Origin of the sequence: Algihabitans albus (assembly GCF_003572205.1) — a bacterium.
In the GTDB taxonomy this organism is placed as follows: domain Bacteria; phylum Pseudomonadota; class Alphaproteobacteria; order Kiloniellales; family DSM-21159; genus Algihabitans; species Algihabitans albus.
Genome location: NZ_QXNY01000006.1, coordinates 340,388 through 361,256 on the forward strand (window position 1 = coordinate 340,388; position 20,869 = coordinate 361,256).

The following is a 20,869-nucleotide window of genomic DNA, read 5'->3' on the forward strand; positions in this document are numbered from 1 at the left end:
CGCCTAAACGGGAGCGCCGGAGCGTTGGCGCAGAATGCCCTCCACCAGGGTCAGGTCGGCGGGCTTGTCGACGTCGATCGCGGCCTCGGCGACAGGCAGGACGACGGCGGCGCAGGTCACGCCGGTCAGCTTCGAGATGTGGCGGGCCGCATCGTCCAGACTGAGCCGTCCGAGCAGATAGCGGGCGAGCATCAGCGGCCCCAGGGCCCAGGCCATGCGCCAGGGACGCTTGCGCTCCTGTTCGACCCGGCCCCAGAAGTCGACGACGCGAAGCCCGTCCGGATCCATCACGGCATAGAGGTTGCAGCCGCTGTAGGATCCGCCGCGCAGGTTCAGGTAGGTGCGCTTGGCGTCTGGGTAGGCGGCCTGGATCGTGGAGGCGCTGGTGACCCCGGTCACCACCGCGGCGCCGGTTTCCAGCGCCAGTGCGCAGAACCGCTCGACCAGGTCAGGTGTCAACAGCGCGTGATCGGCCGTCGTGATCAGGTAGGGCGGCGGCGCTTGCAGCGTCTTCAACGCCCGCAGGACGCTCTGACTGGGGCTGTCGGCGGTCGCGACGGCGCCGGGGCGGGCATGGCCTTCGCGGGTGACGAAGGCGACGATGGATTCCAGCACGGCGGGGCTCTCGACCGATACCGTGATCCCGTCGACGCAGGCGCTTCGATTGAGGGCATCGACGACGCGGCCGAGCATCGGCACGCCGCCGGTGGGGACCAGGCAGCGGTGGCTGACGCCCGCCGCGTCCGCCAGAGCGTCGCGGCCGGGCCGCTGGCCCGCCAGCACCAGTGCGGTGAAGCTCGGTTCCACCGTCATGACAGCTGCTTCTCGAAGATGCGGTAGGTCTTGTAGGCCTCGCCGCCCCAGGCCTCGACAATCCGTCGGGCCGGCAGATTGTCTTCCAGGACCCAGGAGAGTTCCGCCCAGATCAGCCCGCGACGCCGATGGTGATCGCGGATGCGGTCGATCACGCCGAGGGCCAGGGCCGTGCCGCGCGACGTGCCGTGGAACCGCCGCTTGACGCCCATGATCGCGATGCGTCCGCTTTTCAGGCCGCGCACCTTGAGGCGCCAGAGCAGCTTGAGCCAGCCGAAGGGCAGCAACCGTCCGCCCAGTCCGGCGAAGGCCTCGTTCATGTTGGGCAGGATGACGCACATCGCCACGGGCTCGCCGTCCACCACTCCGAAGCAGATCGATTCGGCGGTCAGCAGGGGCTTGAGATTGGTCTCGAGGTACGTCACGTCAGCGTCGGTCATCGGGGCGAAGCCCCAGTTGTCGGACCAGGCGTCGTTGAAGATCTCCTTGATGTGCTGAAGCTCACGCGTGACGTCGGCCAGGTTGGCATCGCGGAATTCCAGCTTCTTGGCGCGTTGTGCGTTGTCCAGAAAGGCGCGCGCCGCCGGCGGTGCGGCGGCCGCGACGTCGTAGTGGTAGGCGACCATATCCTTCGCCTTCCGATAGCCCTGTTGCTCCAGACGATCCGCGTAGTAGGGCGGTGCATAGTTCATCATGAAGCAGGCCGGCGAGTCGAAGCCCTTCACCAGCAGGCCGCACTCGTCGTTGATCGAGAGGCTGAAGGGGCCTTGGACCCTCGTCATGCCGCGCTGGCGCAACCAGTCTTCCGCCGTGCCGCAGAGCCGGTTGAAGACCTCGGGGTCGTCTTCGGCCTCGAGGCATCCGAAATGACCGATGGCGTCGCCCCTCCGCTCTAATTGCCTGCGGTCGATCTGGGCGCTGATCCGGCCGACCGGCCGTCCCTGGCGCGTGGCCGTCCAGTAGGCGAACTCGGCCTGCGCGAAGAAGGGATTGCGGCGTGGATCGAAGTGCCGCAGGCGCTCGAAGCGCAGCGGTGCGATCCAATTGGGATCGTCGGCGTGAAGGACCTCGGCCACCTCGAAGAAGCGCGTCAGGTCGCGGCGGCTGCGACCTTGTTCGACCGACAGCGTGGCCGGCGTTGCGGCGGGGGATCTGTCCATGGGCAAAGCTACGCCGGTTCCGGCGCCTGTCAGGCTACTCGCCGGGGGCGGGGCACACCGGATCCGGTCGCCGGGGCGCGTCGGAGAGTTCGGCCACCCAGGGGTAACGCTCGGCCTGCTTGGTCGTGTAGCCGAGGTTGAAGACGGTGGGGCTGCGCTTCACCTGCTTGGCGTGGGGATAGTAGGTGCCGAAGGCTCGGTCCCAAGCGAAGCTTGTGATCCCGAAGTTGCCCTGCTCGTTGTGGAAGTGATGCGCCACGTGACTCTTCTTGATCCGTTGCAGCCAGGCCGACCGCGGCTTGAAGGGCAGGTGCTGCGCGCAGTGGCAGAATTCGTAGAAGGCGAAGACCAGCAGGCCGGCGGCGAAGGCCGCGGCCGCCGAGCCCGGACCGCCGATGGCCCAGCCGAGCGGCAGGGTGATCACCGCGATGGGCGGCAGCGTGGTGTGAAGCGCGCCGAACAAGACGCTCATATCGTTGGGGTTCTGATGATGGTCGAAGTGAATCCGCTTCCACAGGCGCGCGGTCAGGGGGGATTTGTAGAGGAACTGGGCGTGCAGCACGAAGCGGTGCAGCAGGTACTCGACCAAGGGATAGAGCGCGATCGTCACGGCGGCGGCCAGCAGCGGCTTCCAAAGGCTGTCGGTGAGCAGCACCGACGCCGTAATCGCCGCTGCGGCGAGCGCGAGATAGACCAGAATGGCGTAATGCGTGAAGTAAGCTTTGACCAGATCGGCAAGACTCATCTTGTCGAGAAAGTACTTGCGACCCGCCCAGACCCCGAAATCGACCACAGAGATCCCTCTCACTTCGCTGATCCGCTGTATCGCGGATGCCGCGTCAAAGTAATCAGCCGGCTGGAGACCGACAAGGGCAGGCTACGCCGGCCCGCCTCCTCCACATCGGCCCATTCCGGCCCACGTCCCGTCAGGCTGCCAGGGGCGGCGTACGCTCCAGCACCTCGAAGGCGTCGTGACGAACGAAGTTCTGCCGCATCTCGGCGCGTACCAGATCCTCGCTGACCAGTCCCGACTCCAGACATTCCCGCAGAAGGCCGAAGAAGAGCTGTTCCTGGTTACTGTCGGGATGCTGACGATAGCGTCCCAGCAGTCCGTGCTGACCGAAGAGATGGCGCCTGGCGCGCATGATCCAACCCAGCGGCGGGAACAGGCGGTGGCGTTCGGCCGGCGTGAAGTCGACGGGCAGACCCGTCTTCCAAGGCTGGGTCAGCCGGCGCGTATTGTGCAGCATCCGCGTTTCCGGGCCCAGATGGTCGAAGTCGTTCCAGTGGTCCTCCAGCAGGCCGATGCTGTCCTGCGGTTCAAGCTTGAGGCTGACCCACTGCATGTAGTCGCGCTTGAAGGCGAACATCTCGCCGAACTGCTCCTCGCAGCGCCAGTGCGTCAGCTTGGCGCAGTCCAGAAGCATGACGCTCGAGGCCCAGAAGCGGAACAGACGCTTCACGCCGGAGCGGTAGCGGCAGAGGATCGCCTTGCCGCCCATGTCGCGCGACAGCAGCTCCCAGATATCGCCGACGGCGAAGATATCGGGATCGATGACGACGGCGCGGCCCCGGTACTCCATCAGCTCGGGCGGCATGAAGCGCAGCGGCGTGAAGGATTGCAGGTCGTCGTTGCGCCAGATCCGCTCGACACCGTCGCGCAGGAAGGTCTTGCCCTCGTAGGACAGCAGGAAGGGGTGATCCTTGGTGTGGATCAGCCGGACGTCGAACTTGTCGGCGTTGGGCGAATTCCGCTTCAGCGCATGCTGGGCGACCAGAGCGCCGAGCATCTGCCGTTCGTTGGTGTGGATGAAAACGCAGTGTTCCACGTCAGTCTCTCCGTCCTGCGTCCGTCTTGCTGATCAGCTTACCCGCCGGCCGAACCGGAGGCCGCCGGCGCGGAGGCGCGCGAATCGGACGGCCCATCGTAGCCGAAACGCGGATCGAGCGTCTTGGCGACCAGGGTGTCGATCTGTGCCAGTTCGCCCGCGTCGAAGTCGTCGCGATAGCCGCCGACCTTGGCGCGGCGGACCTTGTAGGAGTTGGGGTCGCTGCGGTCGCCGGGCACCATGCGCCCGCCGCTGAGCCAGAAGACCCGGCGGCTCTCCAGCTTCTTCATGTTGTCGAATCGGGCGAATTCGACCACCTCGCTCAGCTCCGTCGGGCTGGCCGGGCTGCCGATGAACTCCAGGATCTTGCCCAGACTCTCCTCCGGCCGCGCCCGCATGTCCTCGTAGCGCACGACGAGCAGCGACGGGAGATCGGGGATCGACTTGGCCCAGGCGTTCATGAAGCCGATGATCTTCGGCAAGCCGCTCGACTCGCGCATGACGAAGTCGAAGAGCGAGGTGTCGGCGCCGTGTGGCGGATAGTCGTTCAGAACCTTCTTGGCCGGCCGCATCCGGTGTTTCCACTGGAAGTACTGGGACACGGCGACGTCGGCGGGATGGCGCACCAGCAGCACGACCTTGCTGTGGGCGTAGTCGGACTTGTCGGCCAGGGTGCCGGTGTAGTCTTTCAGGTAGTTGTCATGGGTGAAGAGAATCTTCGGGATCGCCGGGTTCTTGCGGTGCAGGTTCTCGAAGCCGATCAACGACCCCTCGGGCAAGTCGTGCTTGACCTGGAAGAAGCGCGAGAGCATGACGCGCAACCAGGTTCGGCCGCTCTTGCCGAAGGACACCACGACGCAGTCCGCGCGGCGCAGGCGCCTAAGATCCTCGCGGCCGCGCAGCCAGCGCTCGAGACGGAGTTTGCGGGGTTTGGGCAGAAAAAACAGCAGGAGCAGGATCAGCGCCCGCAGAATCCGCCCCAGAGCGTCACGCATGACTAGGACATCCAGGTTTGCGGCGGTGTGTCGTTGGAATAAGACCCCTCGTAACAGCGATGCTTGCAAAGCGCAATGCGCCGCAGGCTGTGACATTGGGTGGCTAAGGTGACGGACCTGTCGACGCAACGATCGGGCGGTGAGGCGCCACCGCGAATCTGGCTGATGACGGGCCATCGCGCCGGCGACAACTCGCAGGTTCTGGCGCTTGCCGAGGGCCTCGAAAGCCAGCTGGGCTGGCCCTTCGAGATCAAGCGCTTCGTCTATCGCAAGACCGAGCTGGCCAGCAATCTCCTGCTCGGCCCCAATCTGGTCGGCGTGGTGAAGGGCGTATCCAGCACCCTGGAGCCACCCTGGCCGGACCTCATCCTTACGGCCGGACGGCGCAACGAGCCGATCTGCCGCTGGATTCAGCGGCAGGCCGCCGGCCAGCGGGTGCGCTTGGTGCATGTGGGGCGGACCTGGGCCGCGATCGGGCGCTTCGACCTGATCGTGACCACGCCCCAGTACCGCCTGCCGGACCTGCCGAACATCCTGCACAACGAGACGCCGCTGCATCGGATCCACGACGACCGCCTGGAGGCACAGGCGACGGCCTGGCGGCCGCGCTTCGCCCATCTGCCCGAACCGCACATTGCGGTGATCATGGGCGGTAACAGCGGGCCCTATACCTTCGATCCGGCCGCCGGGGCCCGCCTGGCGCGGCAGGCCAGCGCTTTCGCCAAGGCCCGCGGCGGCTCCCTGCTGGTGACCACCAGCGCGCGTACGCCGCCGGAGGCCTTGGCGGCCTTCGAGCAGGCCCTGGATGCGCCCGCCTATCTCTACCGCTGGAGCGCCAAGGCCAAGGAGAACCCCTACTTCGCCTTTCTGGCCCTGGCGGACGAACTGATCGTCACCGGGGACAGCATGTCCATGCTGGCCGAGGCCTGCGCCACGCGGAAGCCGGTTCATATCTTCGACCTCGGCGAGGGCAAGTACGCCATGCGCCCCCTTCGGAATGGCGCAGATCGGGACGGAACGGGGCAGGGTGGGTCGGAGTCCGAGCGGCGGTCGCGCGCGGGTTGGCAGCGCGACTACCTGCGCGCCTTCATCTTCCGCATGGCCATGAAGGTGCCGCCGAAGCGGATGACCCGCGACATCCGCATCGTACACGGCAAGCTGATCGAAACCGGTCGCGCCGTCTGGCTTGGCGACCCCTTCCCGAAGGCGGCACCGCCGCCGCTCGAGAGCGTCGATCGGGCGGTCGCGGCGGTCGCGGCCCTGTTCGACGGGGAGCTGGGATCGCCTCCCGTCGCGCCCGAGTCCCCGGCGGACGCCGGCCGCAAGGCCGGCTAGACGCCGATCCTCCGGTTTAGGCCGGCAGTGGCGGTGTCTGCTTGAGAACGTCCAGTGCGTCGTGGCGGATGTGGTTCTCGCGCATCTCGGCCCGTAGCTGGTCCTCGGTGACGACGCCCTCGGCCAGGCATTCGCGCAGAAGTCCGAAGAAGAAGTTCTGCTGGGCCCTGTCCGGATGCGCCTGATAGTGGGAGGGAGCGCCGCCCCAGCCCAGCATGGCCCGCTTCAGCGGCCGCATCCAGGTCTTCGGCCGGGTCGCCTTGAACTTCTTCGAGGCTGCCGTGAAATCGACCGGAAGCCCGGTTTTCCAGGGCTGGGTCTGGCGCTTCGTGTTGTGCAGAAGCTTGGTCTCGGGCCCCAGGTGATCGAAATCGTTCCAGCGGTCCTCGAGCTTGCCGATGGAACTGCGCGGTTCGGTCTTGAGACAGATCCACTCCATGTAGTCGCGCTTCCGCTCGAACAGCTCGGTGAAGTTTTCCTTCGCCCGCCAGTGGGTCAGCTTCGCGCAGTCGAGCAGCATCACGCTGCTGGCCATGCAGCCGTCGAGACCCTTGCTGCCGGTGCGGGAGCGGCAGACGATGGCCTTGCCGTCCATATCCCGGGTCAGCAGCTCCCAGACGTCGCCGACCGCGAAGATATCGGGGTCGATCACCACCGCGCGGCCCTCGTAGCCCATCAGTTCCGGCGGCATGAAGCGCAGCGGCGTGAAGGACTGCAGGTCGTCGTAGCGCCACACGCGCGAGCCGCCCTCGCGCAGGAAGGGCTGGCCCTCCCGTTCGCGCAGAAAGGGGTGGTCCTTGGTGTGGATGATCTTGACGTCGAACGCCTCGCGATGCTGCGAGTTGCGCAGCAGAGAGTGCCGCGACACCAGGGCGCCGAGATACTGCCGTTCGTTGGTATGGATGAAGACGCAGGGCTTGGTCATAGGGCGCGGAATCCGTCAGGTTTCTCGTGACGCGACACAATAGGCATCGCGCGCGCGCTTGCAAGACGTCGTGCCGGGGCCGGTGTGGGCGTCAGGCGCGCTTTTCCGCCAGCACCGCGCAGACCTTGAGGAAGGCTTCCTGGGGGAAGTCGTTGGTGGCCCAGACCGGCAGAAGCCCGTGGTCCTTCAGCTCGTCGATCCGGCCCCGGAAGTAGTCGCGCCGGATGACGTTGCGGCGCGGCCAGCCGCTGTCGTTCATGTCCCGGAAGGGTTCGATCAGGAAGGCATGGCGGCTGCTGACCCGTGCGACCTCTGCCAGGGCCTGATGGCGGATCCGTTCCATCTGTTCCAGCGCCAGGCAGCTGTAGACCAGATCGAAGGCCCCGGCCTCGAAAGGAAGCTCCGCCGCGTTGCCCTGCCTGAAGTCGATCCGGCGGAAGGCGGTCGTGTCGGTCAGCGGCAGCGGTGCATAGGTCTGCAGGGCTTCCGGCATCTCGGCCTGCTGCTGGAAGTCCTGGGCCGCGGCCTGTCCCGCCCGCGTCAACTCGACGCCCGTGAAGGCGATGTCCGGGAAGCGGCAGGAGAGAAGCATCAGATTGATGCCGTTGCCGCAGCCGACTTCCAGGACCCGGCGCGGGCGAAGCTGCTCCAGCACGCGGACCAGCATCACCTGGCGCACCCGGGTCGCGCCCATATCGCTGGCGAACATCGGCTGGCCGCGCCAGTCCCAGGGCGCCACGCGCGGCAGCGCGCCCCCGACCTCGTAGGTGCTGACGTCGATCTTGCTCCAGGCCCGGTCGTATTCCTGCACCACCACCTCTTCCCGGCGCTGACGGCTCGGGAGCCAGCCGAGCAGGCTCCGCTTGAAATAGCCCTTCCTGATCTTCTTCTGACGCCGTTCGATCTCTCCGCGCCAAGCCTGGTCGTCGGCGTTCAGATAGCGCTCGACGAAGGGCTCGAAAGCGGCTGCCAGCTCCCGGCTGGAGATTGCGGGGGCCGCCTCGCTGCCGGTGAAGGCGGGCAGCGCCGCGATGGGCGAATCGAGGATCTTTGTCAGCATGGGCGCGATCCTGGCGTCTGCGATCCGCCTTGACAATCGGGACGTGCCGGACCCACCAAGTGAGGTTCGATCGTGAAGTCCGGCGTTCTCTTTTGGGGAGATACGCTGCGGGCAGGAGGGACCCCAGTTCGATGGCGACGCTCTTGGTGCTTGGCTCCAAGCCCGATCCCTGTCTGCCGCCCGCCGGCAGCTACGACGATCTGGCCTGTGCCAATGCCTCGGGCGCATCCGCCGCCAGACTCGGCTTGCCGAAGCCGCGCTACAGTGTGATGTCCGCGATTCTGACCTCTGGCCGCAAGGCGCCGAACCGGCTGGCTCTGGACGCCTTGCAAGGCTTGCGGACCGAAGATCTCTACTTCTTTCCGCGCCCGCGGCGCGGCCGGTCCGTCTGGCAGCGCGCAGGGCACCGGCTCAAGGCCTTTCGGACGACGCCGCTCTACTTCCGGGCCAAGTTGGCCGCGCGCGGGTACCGCTACGACCGCTTCCTGAACCCCGGTCTGGATCACTACCTGGACCTGATCCGGTCGCTGTGTGGCCAGGACCCCGAAGTCCTGGCCTGCATGGAGCGCAAGGTACCCTCGACCGGCGTCGTCACCCTGGCGCTCGGTCTTGGCGAGCGCGCTTACGACCGTGTCGTCATGAGCGGCTTCAGTTTCGAGATCAGTCACGCCTATGCGGAGAACCCCTTGATCCACGAATGGGGCAGCACGCGCAGCAAGCATGCGGAGACCGATATCGCCGTTCTCCGTTGCCTTGCCGGTCGCTTTTCCGGTCTCTATACCAGTGAACCCACGGTCAGCGCGCGTGCGGGCCTGCCGCTGTTGCCGACCGCGACGCAGCCGGATCCCGCGGCGTCTCTGCCGGCTTCGGCGGCGCCGGACCCTTGATTTGCGAGACGTCACCGACTGACGCTGCAGAAGCCGCCGCGCCCGATAGAGCTTTCATCGACTCCTTCCCCATCACCTGCTGGCCTTGAGATGCGCTTCGACTACGATCACCTGACCTTTCGCTACGAGCCCTTCCCGATCGGCTGCGCCCATCCCCTGATGGATGCGCAGGCCTACCGGGATCTGCTGGACGCCTATCCGCCGCTGGAGATCTTCGCGAACATTCCCAAGCTGGGCGACAAGTACTCCCTGTCCGAGCGTTACAATCCCAAACAGTACAAGGACTTCATCGCGTCGACGCCGCTTTGGCGCGAGCTGCACGGCTGGATCAAGAGCGACGCCTTCATCGACGAGGTTCTGGCCACGCTGCAGGCGCATCACCTGGACCTCGGTTACAAGCCGCAGGCGGGACGGTCGCTGACCCTTGGCAAGCGCTTCAAGGAGCTGCGGCGCGGGCGCCTCTGGGCCGATCCCGGACGGCTGCACACGCGCTTCGAGTTCTCCATGCTGCCGGCCGACGGCGGACACTTGCTGCCCCATACCGATACGCCCGAGAAGGTGGTGACCCTGATCGTCTCCATGGTCGGCGAGGGGGAATGGGATCCCGCCTTCGGCGGCGGGACCGACGTAAATCAGGCCAGGGAGACCCGCTTCAGCTACAATTGGCTGAATCGCCAGAGCGCCTTCGAGGACATGGACATTCTCCAGACCTTCGATTTTCAGCCCAATCAGGGGATTATCTTCGTCAAGACGCACAATTCCTGGCATTCGGTCCGGCCGATGGCGGGCCAGGGCAGCAAAGCGCTTCGGCGCACCTTGACCATCAACATCGAGCGGGAGGACTGATCGGAGAGAAGCGGGGGACGCCCGTTCTCTTCCGAGCCTGTCACAAGCTTTGGTTCCATGTCCCAACCGGTATCTCGTCCCATAGAGTCGATCTCGGCGCCGCGCGTCTGGGTGCTGATCAGCGATAAGATCGGCGACGACAGCCAGAGTCTGCTGGTCGCCAACGCACTCGGATGGCCCTTCGAGGTCCGCAAGATGGTGTTCGGCGACAGCGAATGGCGCTGGTACGACCGGCTCCGGGGACCGACGCTGCGGAACGTAGCGGTCGAGGACTCGGCGGCTCTGGCGCCGCCCTGGCCCGACCTGGTGATCTCTGCCGGGCGGCTCCAGGTGCCGGTCGTCACCTGGATCAAGCAGCAGTCGGGTGGACGCACCCGGCTGGTACAGTTCAATCGGCCGCTGGAACTCGATGCCTTCGACCTGGTGATCGCTCCGCCGCAATTGCGCGTGCCGCCGCGCCGCAACGTCCTGAACTTGAGGCTCGCTCTGCAACGCCGTGACGATCCGGAGCGGCTGGAGGCGGCGGGACTGAGCTGGCAGTCCCGCTTCGCCGGCCGGCCGAAACCCTGGGTCGCCGCCATGGTGGGCGGGCCGGCCTGGCCCTTCAGTTTCGACCCGGCCGCGGCCGGCGAGATGATGCGGCGGCTGCAGGCCTATGCCGACGGGCAAAACGGATCGCTTCTGGTCACGACCAGCCGCCGTACGCCCGAGGCCGCCATCGCGGCCATGGTCGCGGAGGCGCGGCCGCAGGACTTCGTCTACCGCTGGGATAGCGATCCCGAGACCAATCCCTACTTCGCCTTCCTGGCCTTGGCCGATCAGTTCGTGGTCACCGGCGACAGCGCCTCGATGCTGACCGAGGTCATCCGCTTGGGCAGGCCGCTGGCCATCTACGACATGCCCAAGCGCTGGTCGCTGCGTAAGCGGGTCAAGAGCGCCGTGCGCAGCTACCTGCACGGCTCCCATCTCGCGGAAGACCGCATCGTCTCGGGCCTTCGCGGCGTTCTCAGCGATAGCGCCCACAAACTGGGGATCGGCTACCAGCGCGACTTCGAACACTTCCACCGCGGGCTGGTGCGCGGCGGCTGGGCGAGCTACTTCGGCGCTCCGATCGCCCCACCGAGCGCGAGCCCGCCGGACGATCTGCCGATCGTGGTGGAGCGGATCCGACGTCTGATGGCCGAGGCCGGTCACGACCTGGGGTCACCACTGCCGGATCCCAGGCCGCATCCTCGATCAACCCCCGAGCCCAACCGGGTCGCCTGACGGGCGTTGCAGACCCGGGCTTACGGCTCGTCCGAAACCACCAATTGGCCGCCGCTGCCGTTCGCGCCGCTGCCATCCAGAATTTCCCAGTGGCGCTTGGGCTTGCCGAACAAACCGAGGTAGCGCTTGCTGTCGCCCTTGACGCCGAGCACGAAGCGATAGTGGACGTTCGGATGACGGGCCGCGATCTCGCGGACCAGTTCGGCCCACCATTCCGGCGGACGGACCGTGCAATGCGCGTTCTCGCCGTTCGGCAGCAGCTTCTTGGCGGGATAGCAGGCGACGCCGACGTAGAGGAAGAGTCGGGCGAAGCCGAAGAGTTCCTCGACGATCCAGCGGACATCCGATTCCGGGCAGTGTTCCATCACGTCGGTGCAGATCACGCCGTCGAACTGGCCGCTCGGCAGGGTCCAGAACTCTTCGTAGCCTGGGTCGTACTTGGTGATCTGCTCCAGACCCCAGTAGGTGTTCAGGTCCTTCACCTGCTGGCCGTCCGGCAGCTCGATATCCTGCCACGTGTACTGCTGCCCCTTGCCGGAGCCGTAGTCGAGCAGCGTGCGTGCACCGCTGGCATCGATCATCTTTTTGATCGCCATGGCGTGCGGCGGCAGGCTCTTGCCGGTGAAGGTGCGCTCCGGCGGGATGCCGTGCACCGTATCGCCTTCGGTGTGCATGCGCTTGTAAAGGGCCAGGAGTTCCTGGAAGCGCGGACTGGGCGACTGTCGGCTGTATGTTTCGGACATGGCCTCTTTAGCTTCTCGCTTGGGGGGACAGAAGTGTCTGGAGTCGTTCGACCACCTGCGGCAACTCGTCGTCGGCCGGGCGGCCGGCGGCCGGAAAGGGCTCACCGAGCCGAACTGCAAGGCCGCGCTCGATCAGCAAGCGGTGCACGGCGGTCAGATCACGGGAATAGCCGACGAGGCCGAGCCGGTAAAGGGCGTTCCCGAGGCTCTGCAGGCGACCAGCGTTTGGATCTCCGAAACTGGGTGGGTGAAGCTGGCGTGCCAGGGCCTGTTGCAGCCGGGTCCAGGGCGACGGCCGCAGCGGCAGTTCCGCGATGGCGAGCGGTCGTCCCAGGCGGGCGATCTCGACCAGCATGGAGGTGCTGTCGCCGGTGACGACGAACTGGTCGGCCAGGCCCAGCAGGCCCAGGTAGGGGTTGGTCTCGTCCTCCGCCTGCCAGCGATACAGCCTGGCGCCCGGCGGCAGGGCCGCCGCCAACGCCTCCGAAACCTCGCGCGGCGTCCGCCGGCTGGTCGAGACGTAGAGGCTGCCGCCTTGCCGTGCCGCCATGGTCTGCGCCGTGGCGACGATCTGACGGGCCTGGGCGGCATGGAACGCGAAGGGCTCCGTCGCGCCGCCGACCAGAAGCGCGGTCAGGGGGCGCGGCATCTCCGCGAGCTGCGGTGCGAAGTCGGCGGCCGCCGCAGCGATTGCGGTGGCATCGAGTCGCATCAGCGGGAGTCCCAGGCGCAGCACGTTGGGCTGCTCGGGAAGACGTTGCTGCACCGTCGAGATGACCAGGTCGAAGCGCTCCAGCCATCGCTTCGGACGGCCGATCAGGACAAGCTTGCTGCGGCCGCCGGACTGCTGATGGACCCAGAGGGCGGCCATGGCCGGGCGGCGGCCGGCGGTGAGGATCAGATCGGGCCAGGGCGGAACCAAGCTCGCCGAGCGCGCGGAGTCCAGGTGATGCAGGGACGGCTCGAAGCGGGGTTTGCCCAGGACGTAGGGTGTTTGCAGAGACAGCAGCTTGCGTTCGAAGGGCAGGCCGAGCGCCTCCGCGATGATCTCGACCTGGGCATTGTCGCCCAGCTTGTCGCCGATCAGAAGCCAGATCCGCGGCGCCGCCTTTCTCGCCGCATTCTCGGCGGCGGGCTCTGAGCTGTTCTGCAGGGTCTCGTGCGTGGCGGGAGCCATGGCGGCGCGTCAGGCCGTCCGGAGCCGCGCCATGCCGAGCGGCCGGGCGGTCATGAGGACGATTGCGTCCCGACGCTGGCAGCGCTCCCGCCCGCCGAGGCCGACTCCAGTTGCGAGTCCGGTCCCTGTTCCGAGGGTGGCGGCATCCTGGCGACCTGTCCGTCGTGAAGCTGGTAGACGTGATCGGCGATCTTCAGAAGCTGCGGACGATGGGTAATGGCGAGGATCGTCAAGTCCGGCGTCAGGCCGTCGAGGGTGGCGCAAAGCTCCTCCTCCGACCGGGAATCCAGGGCGCTGGTGACCTCGTCGAGCACCAGCAGCCTTGGCTGGCCGGCGAGGGCGCGTGCGAGCGTGAGTCGCTGACGCTGACCGCCGGACAACTTGCCGCCCCTCTCGCCGACGGTGGTCTGCAGGCCGTCGGGCAGGGCGGCGACGAAGTCGGCGGCCCCGGCCAGTTGAAGCGCCTTCCACACGTCGTCCTCTGAGATTTCGGGGTCGCCCAGCGTGATGTTCATCTGAACGCTGTCGTGAAACAGCACCAGGTCCTGCGATACATATCCGATCATGCGCCGCCAGCGCTGCAGGTCGAGATCGGACAGCGCGGTTTCGTCGATCAGGATCTGGCCGGCGTCGGGATCCTGCAGGCCGATGATCAGGTCGGCGAGGGTCGTCTTGCCGGTGCCGGAGGTCCCGATCAGGACGGTGATCTCGCCGCGCGGAATTTCCAGATCGATGTTCCGGAACACCTGATGCGACCCGAAGGCCTTGCTGACGCCGGCCAGCCGGCAGCCCCGCTCGAAGCTGGGCGTCGCGCCGCCGTGGGCCTGCTCGGCGGCGGCCTCGCTTTCGGCGATCAGCGCCTCGACCGCGTGATAGGGGCTCTCCCCCAGTACGGCCTTCTGATACTGCCGCTGCATCCGCATCACGTTCTTCACCAGCTTCAGGATGACAACGTACATCACGATCAGTTCGCTGGGGGGAATGGCCGAGACTTCGATGGCGAAGATCAGCCCGACGCCCATCACCGCCGTCGTCAGGATTTCCTGAAAGCTCTTCAGCGCTTCGATACTGGTGACCTGCCGCCGCAGCGCCTTGCGCAGGCCGGCGATCTGTTTTTCGAGATAGGCGGCGAAGGCCGCCTGCCGGGCCATCGCCTTCAGGGTCTTCATGTTGTTCAGGACGTCGGTCAGGTAGGTGACCATGTAGCGCGTCCGGTTGGTCTGCTTCAGGCCGGCCTTGCGCGCCGCGCGCACCAGGAAGCCGAGCAGGCCGACCACGACGGCACCGCCGAGCAGGGCGAGCAGCGTGAGCTGCCAAGACACCAGCAGGGCGATGACGAGATAGACCAGAACCTGGATCGTATCGGCGATGAACTCGGCGGCGATCTGATAGGCACGGCCGGCCCGCGTCGCTTCGGTGCTCATGGCGTTGGCGATGCGGCCGACCGGCTGCGTCACGAAGTAGCTCCAGCGGCCGCGCAGGAGGTTGCCGACCAGCGTCGCGCGCAGACCCGTCGCGACCTCGGCCACCGCGTAGCCGACGTGGCGCATGGCGATCAGCGTGAAGATCGCCTTCGCCGTGATGCTCGCCACGATCAGCAGCACCAGGACATGGGGCTCCGGCGACAGCCCCACCGACTCGATGAGCTCGATCAGCATGCGCGAGAAGGGCGAGGCGTCGGGATCGGCGCCGATCATGATGGTGATCAGCGGCAGGAGGTTGGCGACGCCGATGCCTTCGGCGAGGCCGGCCAGCACCAGCCCGGCCAGCACCGTCCAGGAGTTGGTGCCCTTGGCGAGGAAGAAGATCCGCAGGACGCTCAGCATGCCGTCTTACTCGTTGCCGGCCGGTCCGCCGGCTGGCCAGGTTGAAACAGGCCTGTCGAAACAGACCTGCTGAAAACAGACCCCCCGTTAATCGCCCCGGGCGCTCATCGCGCTCGCGCGACGGACCTCCAGGCGGTTCCTCTCAATAGAACCTCGCGGAGGGCTGGACAAGCTGCCAGGTCGAGGCGCCGGGCGCCCCGTTCGAGGATGCGGGATCGAGCCTGTGCTCTTCGGCCCTTCTTCGCCTGCAACGCAGGGAGGATCCCGTCGGGCGGTTGCGGCTTGAAGTGGTGCGGTGCCGCGCGCTTCGAGGTCTCGATCCGCCAGAGGCCGTGCGGTCAGTAGAACGGCTGGCTGACCACCCAGAGAATCTCCGCCTCGTCTTGGCCGGCATTGCGGAACTTGTGCGGCCGTGGGCTCTCGAAGCAGAAGGTGTCGCCCGGGCTGAGACGATAGGTGGTTGTTCCGATCGTGATCTCCAGAGTGCCCTTGAGGACGTGCCCGATCTCCTCGCCGTCGTGCGTGTAGGGGTCGTCGCCCGATCCGCCGCCCGGTTCGATCACCACGATCATGCCCTGCAGGCCGCTGCCCGCCTTCTGGGTCAGCAGTTCCTTGCGCATCCGTTTTTCGCCCAAGACCAGGACGCGGCGCTCGCTGCGACGAACCACGATTTCGTCGGGAGTCGCCCCCGGCCGTTCGAACAGGCGCTCCATCGGCAGGTCGATGGCCGCACAGAGCTCGCGCAGAACCCGCAGAGACGGGGAGGTCAGCCCGCGTTCGATCTGGCTGACCGTTCCGATCGCCACGCCGGCGCGTGCGGCGGCCTGTCTCAAGGACAAGCCCCTGGTACCGCGCCAGGCGCGCAGGATCGCACCGATCCTGGCATCGTGAACGTCGGCGCCGCTCGGTTCGTTTCGGTCTTCGGGGGCCGGTGCGGCGCCTGCACCGCTGTCTGCGGCGGCGCCTTGGTTCTCCCGGCTGCGCAGGGGTTGGTCAGTCATCGCCGGTCAGTCATCGGTTGACTCCTCGGTGAACGCTATTTCAGAATATTGAACATAATTACTCTGACATCTGGCGCCGACAGGGTAAATAGCAGTCGCAACCTCAGACTGAAAGGTCGGGCGACGAGGTTTGCTGCCGATACTCTGAGCTATCGGTACGGTATGTCGAGTGTTCATCACACTGAACGGGGAGGGGAAGATGACGAAGCATGACACGGTCCGTCGCCAAGGGGTCACCCGCCGAACGGCCTTGCGGTTTGGGGCAGCGCTGGGCGGGCTCGCACTTCTTCCCGGCTCTTTCGCCCGCGCCCAGGTGCGCGGCGACCAATACGTTTTCGGGTCCGCCAGCCTTGGATCGACCGGCTATGTGATCATCGAGGCTCTCAGCACGATCGTGAACCGCCATACCGATCTGCAGACGTCATCCCAATCGACCTCTGGCGGTGCGGAGAATATTGCTCTGATCGGCCAGTCCCTGCTCGATTTCGGTCAGTCGACCTCGGTCGATCTGGTGCCGGCCTCGCGGGGCTCCGCACCCTATCCGGCGCCGATCGAGGTGCGGCAGCTCTTCTGCTACACGACGTTCGCACTGCCGCCGATCGTCAAGGCCGACAGCGACATCGAGCGATTCGAGGATCTGGCGGACAAGCGTGTCGCGCCGGGGACCTCGGGTGGAACCACGGCGCAATCCTGGCGGCTCATGTTCGGCGCCGCCGGACTGGCCGATAGCGTACGCTTCACCTACGGGTCCTGGCGCGAGGTCTACGATCAGTTCTCCGCCGGGCGGGTCGACTGCATCCCCGCGATCCTGACCAACCTGCGTCCGGCGCCGATCGTTCGGGAACTGACCACCAATACCGAGATCCGCGCCGTCTCCTTCCCCGACGCGGTGATCGAGAAGGCCCAGGCGGAAAATCCCGGCATCATGCGTTTCGACGTCACGCCGGAGACCTGGCCGGCGATCAGCGAACCCTGCGTCGGCACCGGCTCATCCGGGATTCTGGCCGCCCACGCCGGCGTCGATCACGAGACCGGCTATGCGATCGCTCGCGCGGTCTTCGAAAACACCGAGCAGCTTTACCAGATCGCTGACGTGTTGCGCAGCGTAACCCTGGAGTCGGCGACGCGCTACCTGGTCGCCGGCGTACCGGTCAACGCCGGGGCCGCCCAGTACTTCAAGGAACAGGGTGTCTGGCGTAGCGACCTGACCGAGGCCTGAGGCTCGGCGTCGGCGGGCAGCAGATCCAGAGGAAAGTAGATCAGGGTATGCAAGGGGGATTTGCCGACGCTTTGGTGGCGAAGGTGGACCGTGGCCACGGTCCGGCCAAGGCGACGGCGCTGGTCTACTACGCCGTGGCGGTCGCCATGGCGCTCCTGCATCTCTGGCAGGCCTATGTCTTCGCCTTGCCCTCGGGCCAGTTCAAGAATCTGCATCTCGGTCTGTCGCTGATCCTGACCTTCCTGGCGGCGGCGACGGCCGCCGGCGCGCGCCGCGAACGTCTGGCGCAGGCCTTTCTTCTCGGCCTCGCCCTGCTCACCCTGGTGCCGCTCGGCTACATCCACCTGGAGTATGAGGCGCTCGTCACCCAGCGTTCGTTTCTGCCGAGCCGGCCGGACGTCTGGATCGCGGGGCTGCTGCTGGTCATCGCTCTCTATGCCGTCTGGCGCGACTGGGGCGCCTCGATCCCCGTCATCGCCGTTCTCTCGCTGATCTACGCCTACTTCGGGTATCTCGTTCCGGGCTTCGCGAACCATGGCGGCATCGGCTGGGACCGGATGGTGGGCATCACCTCGATTCCCTACTTCCGGGGGCTTCTCGGCAACCTGACGGGTATCTCGGCGTCGACGATTTTTCTGTTCATGCTGCTGGCCGGCCTGCTGAAGGCAACCGGCGGTCTGGACTACATCATGCGCGCGGCCTTCGGGCTGGTCGGTGGCATGCGGGCCGGGCCGGCCCAGGCGGCCATTGCCTCCTCCGGGTTTTTCGGCAGCATTTCCGGATCGATCATGGCGAACGTCGCCTCGACCGGCGCCTTCACGATCCCGCTGATGAAGAGGACCGGGTTCGCGCCGCACTTCGCCGGTGCGGTGGAGGCGACCGCCTCGGCCGGCGGTCAGGTGACGCCGCCCAAGCTCGGCCTGACCGCCTTTCTGATCGTCGGCATCACCGGCATTCCCTACGCGGAGGTCATGGTCGCGACCGTGTTTCCCGCGTTGCTGTTCTACGCCTTCCTGATGTGGGGCGTGCATCTGCGCGCGGTGCGCCTGGACATCGATGCGCGACGTGTCAAGCAGGACATCTCCGATGTACCAATGATGGAGATGAGCCTGGCGCGTGCGACGCTGCTGCATCTCCATCTCATTTTCGCCGTCGCTGTTCTCGTCTACCTGCTGGTCGGCGGTATGCCGGCGGGGATCGCCGCGCTCTACGCCAATTTCACCATCCTTGGATTGGAGATCGTCAAACGGCTGGCGGTCGGCCGGCTGCGGCCCGCCGCCTTCGCGGAGGCGGCGCTGGTGGTGCTGCATGGCCTGATCGCCGGCGCGCGCAGCGGTGCGATGGTGGCTGTCATCATCGCGGTCATCTCGATCATGATCGAATTCGTGGTGGTCACCGGTTTCGCGCAGAAACTCAGCTACGCCATGCTCGAGATCTCGAACGGCCAGCTCTGGCTACTGCTGCCGCTGGCGGCCCTGTCCTGTCTGGCCTTCGGTATCGGCCTGCCGACTTCCGCCGCCTACATCTTGGTCGCGCTGCTCGGTGCTCCGGCCATGGTGCAGGTCGGCGTGCCCTTGCTGGCGGCGCATCTTTTCGTCTTCTACTACGCGAACATGTCCGCGCTGACGCCGCCGGTCGCCGTGGGGGCGCTGGTTGCCTCCAACCTCGCCGGCGCCAGCTTCTGGAAAACCTCCTTTACCGCCCTGCGTCTCGCGCTGCCCGGCTTCCTGCTGCCGTTCCTCTTCGTCGTGCAGCCCGGGATCCTCGGCATCGGGGTCGGCCTCGGCGAGCAGCTTCTGTTCGTCGCGCTCGCCTTCGTCGCGCTCATGGCGCTGAACAGCGCGATCGAGGGCTACCTTCTGGCGCCGCTCAGCCGGATCGAGCGGCTTCTGCTGCTGCCGGCCGCCTTTACCCTGCTGCTGCCGGGCCTTATCACCGACCTTCTCGGCCTCGCGCTCGTGGCGGCGGTGGTCGCCCGCCAGGTTTTCTTCGCCAACCGCCGGCGCGATCTCGATCCAATGGCGCAGCTTCATGGAGATCGCTCCGAATGACCTTGACCCGCCCCTGCGTCGGCGCGACGCGCCATGTCGTATCGGCCGGCCATTACCTGGCGGCGAGTGCCGCTCACGACGTGCTGGAGGGCGGCGGCAATGCGGTCGATGCCGGCTGCGCCGCCGGTCTCGCCCTCGGTGTGGTGCAGAGCGACCTGGTCAACATCGGCGGTGTCGCCCCGATCATGGTCCGCATGGCGGATAGCCCCACGCCGATCACCATCGACGGTCTCGGAGTCTGGCCCGCCGGCCTTCCGGAACGGCATTTCCTCGAGCGTCACGGCGGCGAGATTCCGCTCGGGGTCGAGCGGATCGTGGTGCCGGCTGCGATCGATGCCTGGGTCACCGCGCTGGAGCGGTTCGGGACCCTGCGTTTCGCCGATGTCGCCGCCGCGGCGATTCGCTATGCGCGGGAGGGTATTCCGGCGCATCCGCTGCTGGTCGATACGATTACCGAGCAGGTGGAAGGCTACAGCCGGTGGGACTCCAACGCGGCGATCTATCTGCCCGGTGGCCGCGTGCCGAAGGTGGGCGAGCGTTTCCTTCAGACCGATCTCGCCTGCACTCTGCAGTTCCTCTGCGACGAGGAAGCAGCCGCGGAGGGCGATCGCCTGACCGGCTTGGCGGCGGCGCGGGCGGCCTTCTATACCGGCGACGTGGCGCGCAAGATCGTGCGTTTCGTCCAGGCGGAGGGCGGCTTTCTCGCGCTGTCCGACATGGCCGAGTTTCGCTGCCGGGTCGAACCGGCGCTGGCGACCGCCTGGCGCGGCACGACCGTCTTCACCTGCGGACCCTGGTGCCAGGGTCCCGCGCTCGCCCTCGCGCTGAATCAGATCGAGGCGGCGGGTTTGGAGGGACTGGGCCACAACGACGCGGCCTATATCCACCTGCTGACGGAGATTCTCAATAACGCTTTTGCCGACCGCGAGTATCACTTCACCGACCCTCGCTTCGGCGAGGTTCCCCTGGAGCGTCTGCTGTCGGAGGCCCATGCCCGCGCCCGTCTGCGCGAAATCGACCCGCAGTGCGCGCGCGCGGGCATGCCCGCTCCGATCCTGCCGCTGGATGGCCGCGTCGCGGCGGCGCCGCTGTCCGGCGACAGTCCCAGGCCGGAGCCGGATACCTCCTACGTTGCCGTGGTCGACGCCGCCGGCAACGCCTTCTCGGCCACGCCGAGCGACGGCTCCTGGACCGTTCCGGTCGTGCCCGGGCTCGGGCTGGTCCCTTCGGGCCGTGGCAGCCAGTCGCGTCCCGATCCGGCCCATCCCGCCGGCGTGCGGGCAGGCAAGCGCCCGCGCCTGACGCCGAACCCGGCAATGCTGGTCGCGGGCGCCGCGGATGCCGATGTCATGCCCTTCGGTTCGCCCGGTGGCGACGTGCAGACCCAGGCCATGCTGCAAGTACTGCTCAACCGGCGTCATTTCGGGATGGATCTGCAAGCGTCCATCGATGCGCCGCGTTTCGCCACCTTCAATTTCCCGTCGTCCTTTGCACCCTTCACGCACCACGCCGGTCTGGTGAAGCTCGAGGGGCGGATCGACGAGTCCGTGGCGGAGGCGCTGCGTGCCAAGGGACACCGCATCGACCGTTGGCCCGACTTCGACTGGCGGGCCGGAGGCGTCTGCGCAGTGGAAAGCGATCGCGGTCAGGGGTTGGTTTTCGGCGGTGCCGATCCGCGGCGGCCGTCCTATGCCATCGGCGGCTGAGGCAGTGGGTTGAGAGACAGCGCAGGAGCC

Annotated in this window: 18 protein-coding genes; 7 read left to right on the top strand and 11 right to left on the bottom strand. The window is 66.8% G+C overall.

The features are described 5' to 3' along the window. Positions 1 to 3: 3 nt before the first annotated feature. The 5 genes from DBZ32_RS18355 to DBZ32_RS18375 form a co-directional block, all read right to left on the bottom strand. Entirely contained in the window at positions 4 to 813 is an 810-nt protein-coding gene (locus DBZ32_RS18355; RefSeq protein ID WP_119168685.1) for a nucleotidyltransferase family protein, read from the bottom strand. Beyond that, a complete protein-coding gene (locus tag DBZ32_RS18360; RefSeq protein ID WP_119168686.1) occupies positions 810 to 1,973 on the bottom strand; it encodes a hypothetical protein in 1,164 nt (387 codons plus the stop codon). The genes DBZ32_RS18355 and DBZ32_RS18360 overlap by 4 nt, the downstream gene beginning before the upstream one ends. A gap of 34 nt (positions 1,974 to 2,007) precedes the next feature. Then, positions 2,008 to 2,781, bottom strand: a complete 774-nt coding sequence (locus DBZ32_RS18365; protein WP_456236569.1) for a sterol desaturase family protein — start codon at positions 2,779 to 2,781, stop codon at positions 2,008 to 2,010. A 118-nt stretch (positions 2,782 to 2,899) separates the two neighbouring features. Beyond that, a complete protein-coding gene (locus DBZ32_RS18370) occupies positions 2,900 to 3,802 on the bottom strand; it encodes a glycosyltransferase family protein (protein WP_119168687.1) in 903 nt (300 codons plus the stop codon). A 38-nt stretch (positions 3,803 to 3,840) separates the two neighbouring features. Beyond that, positions 3,841 to 4,797: a sulfotransferase domain-containing protein gene (locus DBZ32_RS18375; protein ID WP_119168688.1), complete on the bottom strand. Its 957-nt coding sequence runs from the start codon at positions 4,795 to 4,797 to the stop codon at positions 3,841 to 3,843. A gap of 165 nt (positions 4,798 to 4,962) precedes the next feature. On the opposite strand from DBZ32_RS18375, the gene DBZ32_RS18380 reads away from it, so the two are divergent. Further along, complete coding sequence (locus DBZ32_RS18380; RefSeq protein WP_119168689.1) at positions 4,963 to 6,132, top strand: mitochondrial fission ELM1 family protein; 1,170 nt, start codon at positions 4,963 to 4,965, stop codon at positions 6,130 to 6,132. Between the two features lie 16 nt (positions 6,133 to 6,148). Here DBZ32_RS18380 and DBZ32_RS18385 read toward each other — a convergent pair whose 3' ends face one another. Together DBZ32_RS18385 and DBZ32_RS18390 are read right to left on the bottom strand one after the other, a co-directional pair. Further along, positions 6,149 to 7,057 carry a glycosyltransferase family protein gene (locus DBZ32_RS18385; RefSeq protein ID WP_119168690.1) on the bottom strand — a complete coding sequence of 303 codons (909 nt, stop codon included), beginning with the start codon at positions 7,055 to 7,057 and terminating at the stop codon, positions 6,149 to 6,151. Positions 7,058 to 7,148: 91 nt separating this feature from the next. Then, positions 7,149 to 8,117 carry a class I SAM-dependent methyltransferase gene (locus DBZ32_RS18390; RefSeq protein WP_162906834.1) on the bottom strand — a complete coding sequence of 323 codons (969 nt, stop codon included), beginning with the start codon at positions 8,115 to 8,117 and terminating at the stop codon, positions 7,149 to 7,151. Between the two features lie 131 nt (positions 8,118 to 8,248). Between DBZ32_RS18390 and DBZ32_RS18395 the strand changes: the two genes are divergently transcribed. From DBZ32_RS18395 to DBZ32_RS18405, 3 genes are all read left to right on the top strand, one after another. Continuing rightward, positions 8,249 to 9,004 (top strand): hypothetical protein, encoded by a 756-nt coding sequence (locus DBZ32_RS18395; protein WP_162906835.1) that lies wholly within the window; start codon positions 8,249 to 8,251, stop codon positions 9,002 to 9,004. Positions 9,005 to 9,094: 90 nt separating this feature from the next. Further along, entirely contained in the window at positions 9,095 to 9,850 is a 756-nt protein-coding gene (locus DBZ32_RS18400) for a hypothetical protein (RefSeq protein ID WP_119168693.1), read from the top strand. Positions 9,851 to 9,907: 57 nt separating this feature from the next. Then, a complete protein-coding gene (locus DBZ32_RS18405; RefSeq protein ID WP_119168694.1) occupies positions 9,908 to 11,116 on the top strand; it encodes a mitochondrial fission ELM1 family protein in 1,209 nt (402 codons plus the stop codon). A gap of 20 nt (positions 11,117 to 11,136) precedes the next feature. Here DBZ32_RS18405 and DBZ32_RS18410 read toward each other — a convergent pair whose 3' ends face one another. The 4 genes from DBZ32_RS18410 to DBZ32_RS18425 all read right to left on the bottom strand — a co-directional run bounded on the left by DBZ32_RS18410 (position 11,137) and on the right by DBZ32_RS18425 (position 15,863). Beyond that, positions 11,137 to 11,859, bottom strand: coding sequence for a class I SAM-dependent methyltransferase (locus tag DBZ32_RS18410; RefSeq protein WP_119168695.1), 723 nt, complete (start codon positions 11,857 to 11,859; stop codon positions 11,137 to 11,139). A 7-nt stretch (positions 11,860 to 11,866) separates the two neighbouring features. Next, the gene (locus DBZ32_RS18415) at positions 11,867 to 13,036 is read right to left on the bottom strand and encodes a mitochondrial fission ELM1 family protein (RefSeq protein ID WP_119168696.1); all 1,170 of its coding nucleotides are present in this window, start codon (positions 13,034 to 13,036) and stop codon (positions 11,867 to 11,869) included. 50 nt (positions 13,037 to 13,086) lie between these two features. Then, positions 13,087 to 14,862 (bottom strand): ABC transporter ATP-binding protein, encoded by a 1,776-nt coding sequence (locus DBZ32_RS18420; RefSeq protein ID WP_119168697.1) that lies wholly within the window; start codon positions 14,860 to 14,862, stop codon positions 13,087 to 13,089. Between the two features lie 338 nt (positions 14,863 to 15,200). Further along, positions 15,201 to 15,863 carry a cupin domain-containing protein gene (locus DBZ32_RS18425; protein WP_119168698.1) on the bottom strand — a complete coding sequence of 221 codons (663 nt, stop codon included), beginning with the start codon at positions 15,861 to 15,863 and terminating at the stop codon, positions 15,201 to 15,203. Between the two features lie 199 nt (positions 15,864 to 16,062). On the opposite strand from DBZ32_RS18425, the gene DBZ32_RS18430 reads away from it, so the two are divergent. Genes DBZ32_RS18430 through DBZ32_RS18440 form a run of 3 tightly spaced genes read left to right on the top strand, consistent with a single transcriptional unit; the run spans position 16,063 to position 20,839 of the window. Then, entirely contained in the window at positions 16,063 to 17,082 is a 1,020-nt protein-coding gene (locus tag DBZ32_RS18430) for a TAXI family TRAP transporter solute-binding subunit (protein ID WP_119168699.1), read from the top strand. Positions 17,083 to 17,129: 47 nt separating this feature from the next. Further along, positions 17,130 to 19,133, top strand: coding sequence for a TRAP transporter permease (locus tag DBZ32_RS18435; RefSeq protein WP_119168700.1), 2,004 nt, complete (start codon positions 17,130 to 17,132; stop codon positions 19,131 to 19,133). Then, positions 19,130 to 20,839 carry a gamma-glutamyltransferase family protein gene (locus DBZ32_RS18440; protein ID WP_119168701.1) on the top strand — a complete coding sequence of 570 codons (1,710 nt, stop codon included), beginning with the start codon at positions 19,130 to 19,132 and terminating at the stop codon, positions 20,837 to 20,839. Before DBZ32_RS18435 ends, DBZ32_RS18440 begins: the two co-directional genes overlap by 4 nt. Positions 20,840 to 20,869: the final 30 nt, after the last annotated feature.